Raw genomic sequence first — 15,217 nt, forward strand, 5'->3', positions numbered from 1 at the left:
GGGCGAACCGGAATCCGCGGAGACGGTGATCTGGTATCCAGCCCTCGAGACTTGTGGCTTCGCCACATGCGCTTCGAGGGCTGACAGCAGACGCGGGCCGAACCCTTTGTGGGCCTCGCTGAACTCGGCGCGGGTCGGGTGGGGGATGTGAGGCGTGGGTCGGTGTTGCCCTCGGGGCGGTGACTCGACTCGAGACTCTCCGGCGAGACGTTTGCCGGTCGGCCGAGGCCGCGTCCGCATCGGTATACGTCGGCGCTGTGGGCGCGGGGTCGTGTACAGGGCCGTTGCCATTCCGGGTGATTCGGCCTTCGGGCGCGGCCATGCCGGAGCCGCACCGGTGTTTGCGCCGGCCGGCATGGTCGGGCGTGGCATCGCCGTGGCCCGGCCGCGGCCGAAATGGCCCCTCGCTCCCGCTTGCCGACGTCGGGGGCGATAATCAGCGCGTGACCGGTGTTCAGCTGCGCCCTGTACTCGCCGAAGCGACCGAATCGCTGCGGGCGGCCGGGGTGGCGAGTCCACGGGCGGATGCCGAGCAGCTGGCAGCGTATGTGCTGGGGGTGCCGCGATCGCGGCTGCTGCTCGCACCGCTGATCGAACCCGACCGGCTCGACGCTTTCCATACGCTCATCGCTCGCCGTGCGGCCCGCGAACCTCTCCAGCATCTGACGGGTGAGGCCTACATCGGGGAAATCGAGTTGAAGGTGGGGCCGGGGGTGTTCGTGCCCCGCCCGGAGACGGAACTGTTGTTCGCCTGGGCGCTGGCCCGGCTCGGCCCGGTTCGGCCCGGCCAACCCCCGCTCGTGGTGGATCTGTGCACCGGTTCGGGTGCGCTGGCGCTCGCGATCGCCCACGCCCGCCCCGATGCCGAGGTGCACGCCGTTGAACTCGACCCGGACGCGCTGCGGTGGGCCCGCCGCAACGCCGACCTGCGTGTCGCCGCCGGCGACACCCCGATCACGCTGCACCAGGCCGATGTCACGGACTCCGCCCTGCTCACCGAACTGGACGGGAAAGTGGGCATGGTCGTCGCCAATCCGCCCTACATACCCGAAGGCGCCGACCTCTCTCCCGAAGTGGCCGCCCACGACCCGCACCGCGCCCTCTTCGCGGGCCCCGACGGCCTGGATGTGATCCGCCCGCTGGTCCCGCTGATCGGCCGTCTGCTCCGGCCCGGCGGGGGGATGGTGGTCGAACACGACGACTCCAATGGCGGCGGACTGGCCCGCCTCTTGGCCGCCGACGGGCGGTTCGGGGAGATCACCGAACATCTGGACCTGGCCGGGAAGCCACGGTTCGTGTCGGCGGTGCGGGTCGCGACCTGAGCGTGCAGGTCGGGGTGAGTGTGTGCGGGATGGGGCGAGCATGCTCGTGAGAGTTGGGGGGAGTGTGTGTGAAGGTCGGGGGTGAGCCTGACTGTGAAGGTGAGGGTGGGCGTCCGCGGATCGGGTGAGGTTGAGGTGAGTGTGTGCGTGAAGGTGGAGGATGAGCGTGCTCGTGAGGGTTGGGGTGAGCCTTCCGGTGGAGGTCGAGGGTGCATACGGAGGTTGGGGGAGTGGTCGTGAAGGTCGAGGGTGAGTGCGTCTGTGGAGGTTGGGGGTGAAACCGCGCCGAAAGATCTGGGGGTGACCTCGCTCGTGAAGGTGCTGTGTTTATTGGCGCGCTGGCGCGCGCGGGGTTCGGCCCTCTGAGCGTCTGCTGTCAGCCCTCGAGACTCGTGGCTTCGCCACATGCGCTTCGAGGGCTGACAGCAGACGCGGGCCGAACCCTTTCAGGGCCTCGCTGAACTCGGCGCCGGGAGGGTGGGCCGGATCGGTGGATGTGGCGCATCCGGATCGGGGCCGGGTGGGCGCGGGCGCATAGCCAGGTCCATAGTTTGCGGAAGTTGAGCGCTACAAGATCAGCGGAACCGCCTCAGGTGTTGATGGCGCCGGTGGGTGGGTGCTCTTGTGTTTTATCCGGATGGTCGCATTTTGTGGGTGGGGCCCGCCCGGTTCTGGAGCGACCAGAGGGAGGGAGCGCAGCGACCGACCGGCGGGAGTGAAGAACCGGGATGTCAGGGCCCCACCCCCGCCCCGCCGCAGGCGGGGCCATGACACAGCCCATACCATGGTTCGCGTGAGTACCGTCTACGACTGCGCCGATTCCGATTCGCGCGCCGCCGGCCTGGCCGCGGCGACCAGTGCTCTGAGAGCGGGTCGGCTGGTCGTGATGCCTACCGATACCGTGTACGGTCTCGCCGCGGACGCGTTCGATTCCGCGGCCGTCGCGTCGTTGCTGGCGGCCAAGGGGCGGGGGCGTGATATGCCGGTTCCGGTGCTGGTGGGGTCGTGGAACACGATCGACGGTCTGGTGTTCTCGGTGCGGCCGCAGGCTCGTGAACTGATCCGGGCGTTCTGGCCCGGCGGTCTGAGTGTCGTTGTGCAGCAGGCGCCTTCGCTGGCCTGGGATCTCGGTGATGCGCGGGGCACGGTGATGTTGCGGATGCCGTTGCATCCGGTGGCGCTGGAGCTGCTGCAGGAGGTGGGACCGCTGGCGGTGTCGAGTGCCAATATCTCCGGCCGCCCGGCCGCCGCGAATGCCGAGCAGGCGCGGGAGCAGCTCGGTTCCGTGGTGGGTGTGTATCTGGACGGTGGTCCGGCGCAGCACGCCACTCCTTCCACCATTGTCGATCTCACCGGCGACCAGCCGCGCATCCTGCGCGAGGGCGCGGTGCCGACGGCGGCGGTCGCCGAGGTGCTGGGCACCACACCCGAGGCCCTGACCGGGTCCGTCGCGCGGTGAGTGCTCCGATTTCGGTGGTGGTACGGGCGGTGCCCCCGGTGACGGGGTGGTGGTCGGCGCGATGACCGGTTCCGGTGCGGTCGTCCCGCTTCGAGAGCTTCTGCTGGTCCTGCTGATCTCGACCGTGGTCACTTTTCTGGCCACCGGAGGGATCCGGACCTTGGCGATCGGCTTCGGCGCGGTGGCGATTCCCCGCGATCGCGATGTGCACGTGAAGCCGATTCCCCGGATGGGCGGGGTCGGCATGTACTTCGGTGTGGTGGCGGCGGTGTTGTTCGCGCACCAGTTGCCCGCGCTGCGCCGCGGCTTCGACTACCGGCCCGATATCTCGGCGGTGCTGGTCGCGGCCACGATCATCGTCGCGGTGGGCATCGTGGACGACCGCTGGGGGCTGGACGCGCTGACCAAGTTCGCGGGCCAGGTCACCGCCGCGGGGGTGATGGCGGTGATGGGTCTGGGCTGGTATCTGATCTACGACCCGTTCAGCAACAGCACCGTGGTCCTGGACGGACTGCAGGGCGGTCTGGTGACCGTCGCCGTGGCGGTAACGCTGATCAACGCGATGAACTTCGTGGACGGTTTGGACGGGCTGGCCGCGGGGCTGGGCCTGATCGCGTCGTTCGCGGTGTTCGCGTTCGCGGTGGGACTGCTCACCGAGCAGGGCGGTTCCGTGGACAGTTATCCACCCGCGCTGCTGGCCGCCGCGATGGCGGGCGCGTGTCTGGGCTTCCTGCCGCATAATTTCTCGCCGGCCCGGATTTTCATGGGCGATTCCGGGTCGATGCTGATCGGTCTGGTGCTGGCGGCGGTGTCCACCAGTGCGTCCGGCCGGATCCCGCTGCAGGGCTACGGGCCGCGCGATATCGTCGGTCTGCTTTCGCCGCTGCTGCTGGTGGGCGCGGTGATGTTCATTCCGGTGCTGGATCTGCTGCTGGCGATCGTGCGGCGGGTGCGTGCGGGGGTGAGCTTCTCCACTCCCGACAAGATGCACCTGCATCACCGGCTCCTGCAGATCGGGCATTCGCAGCGCCGGGTCGTCCTGGTGATCTACCTGTGGGTCGGCATCCTCGCGTTCGGTGCGGTCGGTACCTCGGTGATGGATCGCCGGGTGGTGGTGCTGCTGATGGCCGCCGGATTACTGTTCGCCCTGGTCGTGACGGCTGTGCCGGGTCTGTGGCGGCGTCAGGCCCGGCGGGACGCGGCGGGGTCGGCAACCGAGTCCGGGTAGAGTTCGGGCCGTGTCGACGAGCCCAGCCCTGCCCCCTACCTCCGATGACCCCGACCTCCCCCTGCGTGCCGCGCTGCGTTACGGGCTGATCGGTTTGGTCGTGCTGACCGTGGTCTCGGTCGTGGTGGCCACCCTGGCCGCGGGTACCGCGGGCCTGTGGGGCGCGTTGCTCGGCGCCGCTATCGGCGGTGGTTTCATCCTGACCACGGCCGTGGTGGTACTGCTGGGCGCGAAGCTGCCGCCGTCCACCGCGGGGCTGGTGATGCTGGCGAGCTGGGTCGGAAAACTGCTGGTGGCGCTGATCGTGGTCGCTGTGCTGCAGCAATTCGAGTTCTACGACAGGGTGGCCTTGTTCCTGACCGTCGTGGGCGCGCTGGTCATCGTCCTGGGGGCCGAAACTTACGGTGTATTGCGGCAGAAGGTCCCGTATGTGAATGTCCCTGACCAGGTCGTGGACGACGATTCCGGGACTGCGTGAGATAACACTACGACAACTTGTCGTAGATAACATCGCCCCCGCTACACGTTGTCGTAGTTCTCTTGGTAAAGTCTTGGTAAGCAAGCGACTCGGCAAGGGGTGCCGATGAGGTCTCACGAGTAGTCGCTATGCTACTGCCGTGCCGGGCTCGTAATGGGTTCGGTTCTGCATGTCGACGATGTCGCCGACACACGTACAGACGCCAGCGCGGAACCCCGCTACAGCTGCTGACGAACTTCGAGCCGACCTCAGTCGACCCACATTGATCGTCAATGTCCGATCGAACCGCGGGAGCGAGAACTTCCCGCGGACCGAACACGGGAGAGAACGCTGAGCGTCACCACCTTGGCCGCGGAGTTTCACGCGCCGTCGCTAACCGACTTCTTCCCTCCGGCGGTGCTGTTCGAGGGAACTCCCTTCGAACTCGATCGGCTGATGCTGGTCCGGCTTCTGATGACCGCCGTGCTGGTCGCATTCCTTTTCCTGGCTTTCCGCAGCCCGCGCATCGTGCCCAAGAAGCTGCAGAACATCGGTGAAATGGGGATGGTCTTCGTCAAGGAGCAGATCTGCGAGGAAGTGCTCGGCAAGGAAAGCGGTCGCAAGTTCTTCCCACTCATCGCGACGATCTTCTTCACCGTCCTGTTCCTGAACTTCTCGGGTGTGATCCCCGGTCTGAACATCTCGTCGAACGCGCGTATCGGCATGCCGCTGGTACTGGCAGCGATCGCGTATATCGCGTTCAACTATGTGGGCATCAAGAAGTACGGCTTCTTCACCTATATGCGCAGCAGCGTCGTCGTTCCGAATGTTCCGCCGGCCATGCACGTCCTGCTCATTCCGATCGAGTTCGTCTCGACCTTCATCCTGCGGCCGTTCACGCTGACCGTCCGTCTCATGGCCAATATGCTCGCCGGCCACATCATGCTGGTGCTGTTCTTCAGCGCGACCCAGTTCTTCCTGTTCGACGCGGACAACTGGATGAAGGTGTTCTCGCCTTTCTCGCTGCTCGGCGGGCTCGCATTCACGATCTTCGAGCTGCTGGTCATTTTCCTGCAGGCGTATGTGTTCGCTTTGCTGACCGCCGTGTACATCAGCCTTGCCCAGCACGCCGACGACCACTGACCGACCGGAACAACCGATAAGGACCTGCTGCACCACGCCGTCCGGCGGGTGAGCAACAGAAAGGGAATGGAAGACTCATGAGCCTCTCGTACCTGGCCCAGGAAGCTGCCACCAACGAATCCACCGTGCGGGGCCTGGGCGCCGTCGGCTACGGCCTGGCCGCCATCGGCCCCGGCATCGGCGTCGGTATCGTCGTCGGTAAGGCGATCGAGGGCATTGCCCGCCAGCCCGAGCTCCAGGGCACCATCCGGACCAACATGTTCCTCGGCATCGCGTTCACCGAAGCCCTGGCACTGATCGGTCTCGTCGCCGGCTTCATCTTCTGATTCCGATGAACGAGTTCATTCTGCTCGCGGCGGAAGAGGGAGAGGATGTGAATCCTCTCATTCCCGCGACGTACGACATCGTCTGGTCGGCGGTCTGCGTGGCGATTGTCGCCTTCGTGGTCTACAAGTACGCCGTTCCGCGCCTGATGAAGGTGCTGGACGAGCGCGCCGACAAGATCGAAGGTGGCATCGAACGGGCCGAATCGGCGCAGGCCGAAGCCCAGGAGACACTGCAGCAGTACCAGAAGCAGCTGGCCGACGCCCGGCTGGAAGCGGCGAAGATCCGCGAAGACGCCCGTACCCAGGGCCAGCAGATCCTCGCCCAGATGAAGGCCGATGCCCAGGCCGAGAGCGACCGTATCGTCGCGGCCGGGCACACCCAGCTGGAAGCCCAGCGCCAGCAGATCCTGACCGAGTTGCGTGCCGAGGTCGGCCGCACCGCGGTGGACCTGGCCGAGAAGATCATCGGGCAGTCGGTATCGGACGAGGCCAAACAGGCCGCGACGATCGAGCGATTCCTCGACGAGATCGACCGTTCGGACGCCGGTATCGGGGTCGGAAGGTAACGACGGAGGAGTGAGAACCATGTACGCAGCGAGCCGTGAGGCCAGCTCCCGGTCCAAGGAGGCGCTTCGGGCCGCGCTGACCGGCAGCAACGGTGTTGCGGCCACGACGGGGTCCGAACTGTTCGCCGTTGTCGACGTACTGGACGACCAGCGTCCGCTGCGTGTGGCGCTCGCGGACGTGTCGGTGCCCGGTTCGGCCCGCGCCGAACTGAGCGAGCGGGTTTTCGGGAGCCGGGTCAGTGCTGCCACCCAGGCGGTGCTGACCACCGCGGTGGCCCAGAACTGGTCCCGCCCCCGCGACCTGGTCGACACCCTGGTGCTGCTCGGGCAGCTGGCGCTGCTGGAGTCGGCATCCGAACAGGACCGGCTGACCGCGGTCGAGGACGAGCTGTTCCGGTTCGGCCGGATCATCAACGACAATCCGCAGCTGGAACAGGCGCTGTCCGATCGGGCCACCTCCCCGGCGGCCAAACGCGATCTGCTCGCCCGGCTGCTGTCCGGGAAGACCGAACCCGTCACCCAGGCGTTGGCGGAACAGGTGGTGTCCAGGCTGCGTTCCGGAATAGGTCCGGCCTTCGACGAACTGTCCGACCTGGCCGCGTCCCGGCGCGAACAGATCGTCGCGCATGTGCGGGCGGCGACCGCGCTGACCGATTCCCAGCGGGAGCGGCTGGCAGGTTCGCTGGCGCGCATCTACGGCAAGGCGGTCACCGTGCATATCGAGACCGACCCGAGTCTGCTCAGCGGACTCGTCGTACGTATCGGTGACGATGTGATCGACGGCAGTGCGATCGGCCGGCTGGAACGGATGCGCCGCTCGCTGACCTAGCGGTACGGCCCGGTCATCCCGGCCCGCCGACCGCACCCACACCCCCCGACATTCCAGACCAGAGACCGAGAGCAGGAAGAACATGGCGGAGCTGACGATCTCCTCCGACGAGATCCGTAGCGCGATCGAAAGCTACACCCAGAGCTACACCCCGGAAACCTCCATCGAGGAAGTCGGTGTCGTCACCGACACCAGTGACGGCATCGCGCACGTCAGCGGCCTGCCCTCGGCGATGGCCAACGAGCTGCTCGAATTCTCGGGCGGTGTGCTCGGTGTCGCGCTGAACCTCGAGGACCGCGAAATCGGTGCCGTCGTGCTCGGTGAGTACGCGGGCCTCGAAGAGGGCCAGGAGGTGCGCCGCACCGGCGACGTGCTCTCGGTTCCGGTCGGTGACAAATTCCTCGGCCGCGTGGTGAACCCGCTCGGCCAGCCGATCGACGGTCTGGGCGATATCGAGGCCGATGACCGCCGCGTCCTGGAACTGCAGGCCGCCACCGTGCTGGAACGGCAGCCGGTCGAGGAGCCGATGGCCACCGGTATCACCGCCATCGACGCGCTGACCGCCATCGGCCGTGGCCAGCGACAGCTGGTGATCGGTGACCGCAAGACCGGTAAGACCGCGGTCTGCATCGATACGATCCTGAACCAGAAGGCCAACTGGGATTCCGGCGATCCGGCCAAGCAGGTGCGCTGCATCTACGTGGCGATCGGCCAGAAGGGCTCCACCATCGCGGGCGTCAAATCCGCCCTCGAGGAGCACGGCGCGCTGGAGTACACCACCATCGTCGCCGCCCCGGCCTCCGACTCCGCCGGCTTCAAGTGGCTGGCCCCCTACACCGGCTCGGCCCTCGGCCAGCACTGGATGTACCAGGGCAAGCACGTCCTGATCGTGTTCGACGATCTGACCAAGCAGGCCGAGGCCTACCGCGCCATCTCGCTGCTGCTGCGCCGTCCGCCGGGCCGCGAGGCCTACCCGGGTGACGTCTTCTACCTGCACTCGCGTCTGCTGGAGCGTTGCGCCAAGCTCTCCGACGAGATGGGCGGCGGTTCGATGACCGGCCTGCCGATCATCGAGACCAAGGCCAACGACATCTCGGCGTTCATCCCGACCAACGTCATCTCCATCACCGACGGTCAGGTCTTCCTGGAGTCCGACCTGTTCAACAAGGGCGTCCGCCCGGCGATCAACGTCGGAACCTCGGTCTCCCGTGTCGGTGGCGCCGCCCAGACCAAGGGTATGAAGAAGGTCGCCGGTTCGCTGCGTCTGGAAATGGCCCAGTACCGCGAGCTCGAGGCGTTCTCCGCCTTCGCCTCCGATCTGGACGCCGCCTCCCTGGCTCAGCTCGAGCGTGGTGCCCGCTGGGTCGAGCTGCTCAAGCAGGACCAGTACTCGCCGATCGCGGTCGAGGACCAGATCGTCTCGATCTATCTGGTCGACGGCGGCTACTACGACTCCGTACCGGTGGCCGATATCCGCCGCTTCAATGTCGAGTTGCTCGAGGATCTGCACAGCAACGCCGCGGACGCCTTTACCGCCATTGCCGGTGGCAAGGTGCTCGACGGTGATGCCGCCGAGCAGATCAAGACCGCTACCGACAACTTCAAGCAGGGCTTCCTGGCCTCGGACGGCACCCGCGTGGTGAACGAACCCGGCGCCGACAAGCTCGCCGACGAAGAGGTCGAGTCGCTGTCGGTCACCCGCAAGCACGTCGAGAAGTAGACCGGGCGAACCATGCGCTGTTTTCCTGTCACGCCGCGAATGAGGGGAGTGTGAACCGATGGCTACCTTGCGCGAGCTGCGCTCCCGTATTCGTGGTATCAACTCGATCAAGAAGATCACCAAGGCCCAGGAACTGATCGCCACCTCGCGGATCACCAAGGCCCAGGCTCGGGTCGCGGCCGCCAAGCCGTACTCCGAGGAGATCACCAAGGTGGTCGCGGAGCTGGCGAGTGCGTCGAAGAATCTGTCGCACCCGCTGCTCACCGAACGCCCCGATCCGAAGCGTGCCGCGGTGCTGGTGATCACCAGCGACAGCGGCCAGTGCGGTGGTTACAACTCCAATGTGCTCAAACGCGCCGAGGAGTTGATGACCACCCTGCGCGACGAGGGCAAGGAACCGGTGCTCTACGTCATGGGCAGCAAAGGCCTGACGTACTACACCTTCCGCGATCGCCGGCCGGTGGCCTCGTGGACCGGGTTCTCGCAGCAGCCGACCTATCCGGATGCCTCGGCGGCCTGCAACCACCTGGTGGACAGCTTCATGGCCGGGTCCGCGGGCGAGGTCCCGGCACCGGACGGTACCGGTCCGATCGCGGGCGTGGACGAACTCCATATCGTCTACACCCGGTTCGTGAGCATGCTGTCGCAGACGCCGGAGGTGCGCCGGATGGCACCGATCCAGATCTCCTTCGTCGACGAGAACTTCGACCTGGGCAAGGACATGCTGTCCGATTCGCCCACGGCCGAGGTGAGCGCGCAGTACGAATTCGAGCCCGACGCCGATGTGCTGCTGGCGGCGCTGCTGCCCAAGTACATCAACACGCGGATCTACGCATCGTTGCTCGACGCAGCGGCATCCGAGCACGCCGCTCGGCGCACCGCAATGAAGGCGGCCACCGATAACGCCAACGAATTGGCGAGTTCCCTGTCTCGCCAGGCCAACTCGTTGCGGCAGGCCAACATCACGCAGGAAATCAGCGAAATCGTCGGCGGCGTGAACGCCCTGGCGGCCAGCTCGGAACGCGACTGAGACGCAGGAAGAGAAACCAGAAATGACCGCAGCTGTTACTCGAGAAGACTCGAGCCGGACCGGCGCCGCCAGCGGCCGCGTGGTCCGCGTCATCGGCCCCGTCGTGGACGTCGAATTCCCGCGGGGCTCCATCCCAGATCTGTTCAACGCCCTGGCCGCCGATATCGCTCTGAAGTCGGTAGCCAAGACGCTGACCCTCGAGGTCGCCCAGCACCTCGGTGACAACATCGTGCGCACCATCTCGATGCAGCCCACCGACGGCCTGGTCCGTGGCGCCGAGGTCCGTGATTCCGGTAAGCCGATCTCGGTGCCGGTCGGCGATGTCGTCAAGGGGCACGTGTTCAACGCCCTCGGCGATTGCCTCGACAGCCCCGGCCTCGGCCGCGACGGTGAGCAGTGGGGCATCCACCGCAAGCCGCCGAGCTTCGACCAGCTCGAGGGCAAGACCGAGATCCTCGAGACCGGTGTCAAGGTGCTCGACCTGCTGACCCCGTACGTGAAGGGCGGCAAGATCGGTCTGTTCGGTGGTGCCGGTGTCGGCAAGACCGTGCTGATCCAGGAGATGATCACCCGTATCGCGCGGGAGTTCTCCGGTACCTCGGTGTTCGCCGGCGTCGGTGAGCGCACCCGTGAGGGCACCGACCTGCACCTGGAAATGGAAGAGATGGGCGTCCTGCAGGACACCGCCCTCGTCTTCGGCCAGATGGATGAGCCGCCGGGCACCCGTATGCGTGTCGCCCTGTCGGCGCTGACCATGGCGGAGTACTTCCGTGATGTGAAGCACCAGGACGTGCTGCTGTTCATCGACAACATCTTCCGGTTCACCCAGGCCGGTTCCGAGGTCTCGACCCTGCTGGGCCGTATGCCCTCGGCCGTCGGTTACCAGCCGACCCTGGCCGACGAGATGGGCGAGCTGCAGGAGCGCATCACCTCGACCCGTGGCCGGTCGATCACCTCGCTGCAGGCGATCTACGTGCCCGCCGACGACTACACCGACCCGGCTCCGGCGACCACCTTCGCCCACCTGGATGCGACGACCGAGCTTTCGCGCCCGATCTCGCAGAAGGGCATCTACCCGGCCGTCGACCCGCTGACCTCGACCTCTCGTATCCTCGAGGCCTCGATCGTCGGCGACCGGCACTTCGCGGTGGCCAACGAGGTGAAGCGCATCCTGCAGAAGTACAAGGAATTGCAGGACATCATCGCCATCCTCGGTATGGACGAGCTCTCCGAAGAGGACAAGGTCCTCGTCGGTCGTGCCCGCCGGCTGGAGAAATTCCTCGGCCAGAACTTCATCGTGGCCGAGAAGTTCACCGGTCAGCCGGGTTCGGTCGTGCCGCTGGAGCAGACCATCGACGACTTCGACCGGGTCTGCAAGGGCGAATTCGACCACTTCCCGGAGCAGGCGTTCAACAGCTGCGGTGGTCTCGACGATGTCGAGGCGGCCGCGAAGAAGATCGCCGGAAAGTAGCCCCTGATGGCGGATATGTCAGTTGATCTCGTCGCGGTCGAGCGGCGGCTCTGGTCGGGCCGGGCGAGTTTCGTCAGTGCCCAGACCACCGAGGGTCAGATCGGCATCATGCCCGGCCACGAGCCGTTGCTCGGCCAGCTGGTCGAGGGCGGCACCGTGTCCATCGTCGACACCGACGGAACCCGGATCGTCGCCGCGGTGCACGGCGGGTTCTTCTCGGTCACCGCCGACACGGTTCGTGTGCTGGCGGAGTCCGCGGAATTCTCTTCGGAGGTCGATGTCGAGGCCGCGAAGCAGGTGCTGTCCGACGATGCGGCCTCTCAGGAGGCGCAGCTCATCGCGCAGGGCCGGGTCCGCGCGGTGGAGCGGGCAGGGGCCTGATCCAGCCCGGGGACGATTCCCCACAGCAGTAGGCTCCGGCCGGTGACGAACACCTCGTCACCGGCCGGAGCTTTTTGCCGTCCCGCCGCGCCCGGTGGAGCCGAGGCGCTCATCCACCCGCCGCAGGTCGATGACCTCGCGATCCCGCAGACATCCGGGTGCTGTTTGTAAACTGGTACGTGGTTGAATGACCACAGATGTTTCACCCGGGGCCGATTCGACGTCACCTCGGATGAGCGAAGGGATGTGCGGCATTGCAGACCGGGATGGTAGTTCTGATCATTCTGGTGTTAGTGCTGGTCACACTCGCTCTGGTTTCCACGTATCGCCTGGTCATGCTGCGCAAGGGCGGGACCGCGGCGATACTGCGCATTCTCCCGGCAGACGGCGGCGAACGCTGGCGCCATGGAGTCATCCGCTATGACGAGGACCACCTCGTGTTCTTCAAACTCACCAGTCTCAAACTCGGCGCGGATTCGGTGATCCGGCGTCGCGGGATAGAGATCGGGCAGCGCCGTGGTCCGCGCGGGGACGAGTTCGACATCATGACCGACGACATCGCGGTGATCGGTGTATCGGATCGCACCGGCGATTACGAGCTGGCGCTCGACCGTCCTTCGCTCACCGCGTTCCTCTCCTGGGTCGAATCCCGCCCCTCCGAGCGGGCCCGCCGGCTACGCGGGCACTGACCTTCCCGCGGTCCCGATTCGGGCCGAGCCGGCCCCGCCGGTGTGACGAGACAGACCGCGGCCCAAATGGGCATCACCGCAGAACCCCGTCGGCAGCCGCTCGAGCGTTTATGGTGGGTCCTGTGAGCGTGCATCTGACGCGGATCTACACCCGGACCGGCGATGACGGGACCACCGGCCTCAGTGACTTCTCGCGGGTCACCAAGAACGACCCGCGACTGGTCGCCTACGCGGATTGCGATGAGGCCAATGCGGCCATCGGCGTGGCCGTCGCCCTCGGACAACCGGACGAGGCGCTGGTCGCGGTGCTGCGCCGCATCCAGAACGACCTGTTCGACGCGGGTGCGGATCTGTCCACCCCGGTGGTGGCGGACCCGGAGTACCCACCGCTGCGGATCACCGAGACGTATATCGAACGCCTGGAATCCTGGTGCGACGAGTTCAATGCCGAACTGGCCCCACTGAATTCGTTCATCCTGCCCGGCGGTACTCCGCTGGCCGCGCTGTTGCACACCGCCCGGACGGTGGTGCGTCGTGCCGAACGGTCGGCATGGGCGGCTGTGGCCGACCACCCCGAGGACACCGGCGTGCTGCCGGCGAAGTACCTCAACCGGCTGTCGGACCTGCTGTTCATCCTCAGCCGGTACACCAACCCGGAAGGCGACGTGCTGTGGCAGCCGGGTGGTGGCCCCGCCGGCGACGGCAGCGCGCAGAGCCGAAGCCGGGGTGGCGGAAAGTCCGAGGTGGACCCCGATTCCGATGCGGCCCCGGGAACCTGACGAGGATCGCTTCCGGCGGTGGCTGCCCTTTCGCCGGGCGGGTGCGCCGGCCCGGTGCGCCCGGGCTCCACGTTCGCTCGACCTGCGCGGTGACGCGATCGCCCGCGCTCTATCCTTGCACTCACTGGTGCGCCGAATACTCGGAGAGGCGGCATGGAACGGTTTTTGGTAACTGGCGGCAACCGGCTGGTCGGTGAGGTCTCGGTCGGAGGCGCCAAGAACAGCGTCCTGAAGCTGATGGCCGCTGCCCTGCTCACCGAAGGCACCACCACCATCACGAACTGCCCGGACATTCTGGACGTCCCGCTGATGGCGGAGGTGCTGCGCGGCCTCGGCTGCGACGTCACCATCACCGGTGATGTGGTGGCCATCGACACCCCCGCCGAACCCAAGTACCACGCCGATTTCCCGGCGGTGACCCAGTTCCGCGCCTCGGTGTGCGTACTCGGGCCACTCATGGCCCGGTGTAAACGCGCGGTGGTCGCGCTACCCGGCGGCGACGCCATCGGGTCGCGCCCCCTGGATATGCATCAGGCGGGTCTGCGGTTGCTGGGTGCCACCAGCGAAATCGAGCACGGTTGTGTGGTGGCGCGGGCCGACGAACTGCAGGGTGCGCGCATCCGGCTCGACTTCCCGTCGGTCGGTGCCACCGAGAACATTCTGATGGCCGCGGTGCTCGCGCAGGGGGAGACGGTGATCGACAATGCCGCCCGCGAACCCGACATCGTCGACCTGTGCACCATGCTCACCCAGATGGGCGCCCGGATCCGCGGCGCCGGCACCTCGGTGCTGACCATTCACGGCGTCAAACGGCTCCAGCCGACCACGCACCGGGTGATCGGCGACCGTATCGTCGCCGCGACCTGGGGTATCGCCGCGGCCATGACGATGGGTGATGTGCGAGTGACGGGCGTCAACCCGCAGCACCTCGCCCTGGTGCTGGACAAACTCCGGTCCGCCGGCGCCCGGATCTCTTTCGAACAGGAGGGGTTCCGGGTCGTCCAGGCCGACCGCCCCCGGTCGGTGAACTTCTCGACCCTGCCGTTCCCTGGTTTCCCGACCGACCTGCAGCCGATGGCCATCGGGCTGGCCGCCGTCGCGGACGGAACGTCGATGATCACCGAGAACGTCTTCGAGGCGCGTTTTCGTTTCGTCGAGGAGATGATCCGGCTCGGCGCAGACGCCCGCACCGATGGGCATCATGCCGTCGTCCGCGGGATCCCGCGGTTGTCCAGTGCTCCGGTGTGGTCGTCGGATATCAGGGCCGGCGCCGGTCTGGTCCTGGCCGGCCTCGTCGCGGACGGGATCACGGAAGTACACGACGTGTTCCATATCGACCGCGGTTATCCGAACTTCGTGGAGAAGTTGCAGGCTCTCGGCGCCGATGTACAGCGGGTCGGGGTGGGCCATTGACCATTCCCGCCGACCGGCCACGAAACGGCTGTGGGAAATGGCGCCAATTAGGCCCCGTGACCAGGCGATTTGACATCGAAATAGATGCCGCGTAACTTTATCCAAGTCAGAGCGACACGGACACCGACCCGGGGCCCGGAGCGAGGCGGAAACGCCGAGCCGGAGGGACCAGGGAAACGAGGTAGGACGAGGAGCGCCTGGCGATCACACTGGCTCGACCGGGACGCCGATTTGCAATCGGGAAAACGGGTGAGCTAAGCTTAGGAAGTTGCCTCACGGATCAGACAGCGAATAGCTGCGAGATTGTGAGTGCGTGTGTTCTTTGAGAACTCAATAGTGTGTTGATGAATGTCAGTGCCAAATATTTAATTTGGTTTCGGTTCTTCATACCCCCGTGTGGAGGC

Annotated in this window: 15 protein-coding genes; all 15 read left to right on the plus strand. The window is 66.4% G+C overall.

Translation table 11 applies throughout. From position 1 onward, the window contains the following. Positions 1 to 443 precede the first annotated feature (443 nt). A complete protein-coding gene (prmC, locus tag AB0F41_RS30240) occupies positions 444 to 1,322 on the plus strand; it encodes a peptide chain release factor N(5)-glutamine methyltransferase (protein ID WP_357429766.1) in 879 nt (292 codons plus the stop codon). A gap of 793 nt (positions 1,323 to 2,115) precedes the next feature. Further along, a complete protein-coding gene (locus AB0F41_RS30245) occupies positions 2,116 to 2,781 on the plus strand; it encodes an L-threonylcarbamoyladenylate synthase (RefSeq protein ID WP_357429768.1) in 666 nt (221 codons plus the stop codon). 61 nt (positions 2,782 to 2,842) lie between these two features. Then, the gene (locus AB0F41_RS30250; RefSeq protein WP_357429770.1) at positions 2,843 to 4,009 is read left to right on the plus strand and encodes an MraY family glycosyltransferase; all 1,167 of its coding nucleotides are present in this window, start codon (positions 2,843 to 2,845) and stop codon (positions 4,007 to 4,009) included. 10 nt (positions 4,010 to 4,019) lie between these two features. Continuing rightward, positions 4,020 to 4,487, plus strand: a complete 468-nt coding sequence (locus tag AB0F41_RS30255) for a hypothetical protein (RefSeq protein WP_357429772.1) — start codon at positions 4,020 to 4,022, stop codon at positions 4,485 to 4,487. Between the two features lie 396 nt (positions 4,488 to 4,883). Then, positions 4,884 to 5,609 (plus strand): F0F1 ATP synthase subunit A, encoded by a 726-nt coding sequence (gene atpB / locus AB0F41_RS30260; protein WP_357429792.1) that lies wholly within the window; start codon positions 4,884 to 4,886, stop codon positions 5,607 to 5,609. Positions 5,610 to 5,686: 77 nt separating this feature from the next. Then, complete coding sequence (locus tag AB0F41_RS30265) at positions 5,687 to 5,935, plus strand: ATP synthase F0 subunit C (RefSeq protein ID WP_357429774.1); 249 nt, start codon at positions 5,687 to 5,689, stop codon at positions 5,933 to 5,935. A gap of 5 nt (positions 5,936 to 5,940) precedes the next feature. After that, positions 5,941 to 6,501 (plus strand): F0F1 ATP synthase subunit B, encoded by a 561-nt coding sequence (locus AB0F41_RS30270; RefSeq protein ID WP_357429776.1) that lies wholly within the window; start codon positions 5,941 to 5,943, stop codon positions 6,499 to 6,501. A 19-nt stretch (positions 6,502 to 6,520) separates the two neighbouring features. Beyond that, positions 6,521 to 7,330, plus strand: a complete 810-nt coding sequence (locus AB0F41_RS30275) for a F0F1 ATP synthase subunit delta (protein WP_357429778.1) — start codon at positions 6,521 to 6,523, stop codon at positions 7,328 to 7,330. An 82-nt stretch (positions 7,331 to 7,412) separates the two neighbouring features. After that, the gene (atpA, locus tag AB0F41_RS30280; protein ID WP_357429780.1) at positions 7,413 to 9,050 is read left to right on the plus strand and encodes a F0F1 ATP synthase subunit alpha; all 1,638 of its coding nucleotides are present in this window, start codon (positions 7,413 to 7,415) and stop codon (positions 9,048 to 9,050) included. A gap of 58 nt (positions 9,051 to 9,108) precedes the next feature. Continuing rightward, a complete protein-coding gene (locus AB0F41_RS30285; protein ID WP_357429782.1) occupies positions 9,109 to 10,080 on the plus strand; it encodes a F0F1 ATP synthase subunit gamma in 972 nt (323 codons plus the stop codon). A 22-nt stretch (positions 10,081 to 10,102) separates the two neighbouring features. After that, positions 10,103 to 11,551, plus strand: a complete 1,449-nt coding sequence (gene atpD, locus AB0F41_RS30290; protein ID WP_357429784.1) for a F0F1 ATP synthase subunit beta — start codon at positions 10,103 to 10,105, stop codon at positions 11,549 to 11,551. A gap of 6 nt (positions 11,552 to 11,557) precedes the next feature. Next, a complete protein-coding gene (locus AB0F41_RS30295; protein ID WP_357429785.1) occupies positions 11,558 to 11,932 on the plus strand; it encodes a F0F1 ATP synthase subunit epsilon in 375 nt (124 codons plus the stop codon). 266 nt (positions 11,933 to 12,198) lie between these two features. Continuing rightward, positions 12,199 to 12,621 (plus strand): DUF2550 domain-containing protein, encoded by a 423-nt coding sequence (locus AB0F41_RS30300; protein WP_357429786.1) that lies wholly within the window; start codon positions 12,199 to 12,201, stop codon positions 12,619 to 12,621. Between the two features lie 122 nt (positions 12,622 to 12,743). After that, entirely contained in the window at positions 12,744 to 13,400 is a 657-nt protein-coding gene (locus tag AB0F41_RS30305; RefSeq protein WP_357429788.1) for a cob(I)yrinic acid a,c-diamide adenosyltransferase, read from the plus strand. Between the two features lie 153 nt (positions 13,401 to 13,553). Further along, positions 13,554 to 14,813, plus strand: coding sequence for a UDP-N-acetylglucosamine 1-carboxyvinyltransferase (murA, locus tag AB0F41_RS30310; protein WP_357429790.1), 1,260 nt, complete (start codon positions 13,554 to 13,556; stop codon positions 14,811 to 14,813). Positions 14,814 to 15,217 lie beyond the last annotated feature (404 nt).

Origin of the sequence: Nocardia sp. NPDC024068 (assembly GCF_040638875.1) — a bacterium.
In the GTDB taxonomy this organism is placed as follows: Bacteria; Actinomycetota; Actinomycetes; order Mycobacteriales; family Mycobacteriaceae; genus Nocardia.

Bases quoted from the DNA above. Each gene is read 5' to 3' on its own strand.
- AB0F41_RS30285 (WP_357429782.1), top strand. From the start codon at position 9,109: ATGGCTACCTTGCGCGAGCTGCGCTCCCGTATTCGTGGTATCAACTCG.
- AB0F41_RS30250 (WP_357429770.1), top strand. From the start codon at position 2,843: ATGACCGGTTCCGGTGCGGTCGTCCCGCTTCGAGAGCTTCTGCTGGTC.
- AB0F41_RS30275 (WP_357429778.1), top strand. From the start codon at position 6,521: ATGTACGCAGCGAGCCGTGAGGCCAGCTCCCGGTCCAAGGAGGCGCTT.
- murA (WP_357429790.1), top strand. From the start codon at position 13,554: ATGGAACGGTTTTTGGTAACTGGCGGCAACCGGCTGGTCGGTGAGGTC.
- atpD (WP_357429784.1), top strand. From the start codon at position 10,103: ATGACCGCAGCTGTTACTCGAGAAGACTCGAGCCGGACCGGCGCCGCC.
- AB0F41_RS30295 (WP_357429785.1), top strand. From the start codon at position 11,558: ATGGCGGATATGTCAGTTGATCTCGTCGCGGTCGAGCGGCGGCTCTGG.
- AB0F41_RS30300 (WP_357429786.1), top strand. From the start codon at position 12,199: ATGGTAGTTCTGATCATTCTGGTGTTAGTGCTGGTCACACTCGCTCTG.
- atpA (WP_357429780.1), top strand. From the start codon at position 7,413: ATGGCGGAGCTGACGATCTCCTCCGACGAGATCCGTAGCGCGATCGAA.
- AB0F41_RS30265 (WP_357429774.1), top strand. From the start codon at position 5,687: ATGAGCCTCTCGTACCTGGCCCAGGAAGCTGCCACCAACGAATCCACC.
- AB0F41_RS30270 (WP_357429776.1), top strand. From the start codon at position 5,941: ATGAACGAGTTCATTCTGCTCGCGGCGGAAGAGGGAGAGGATGTGAAT.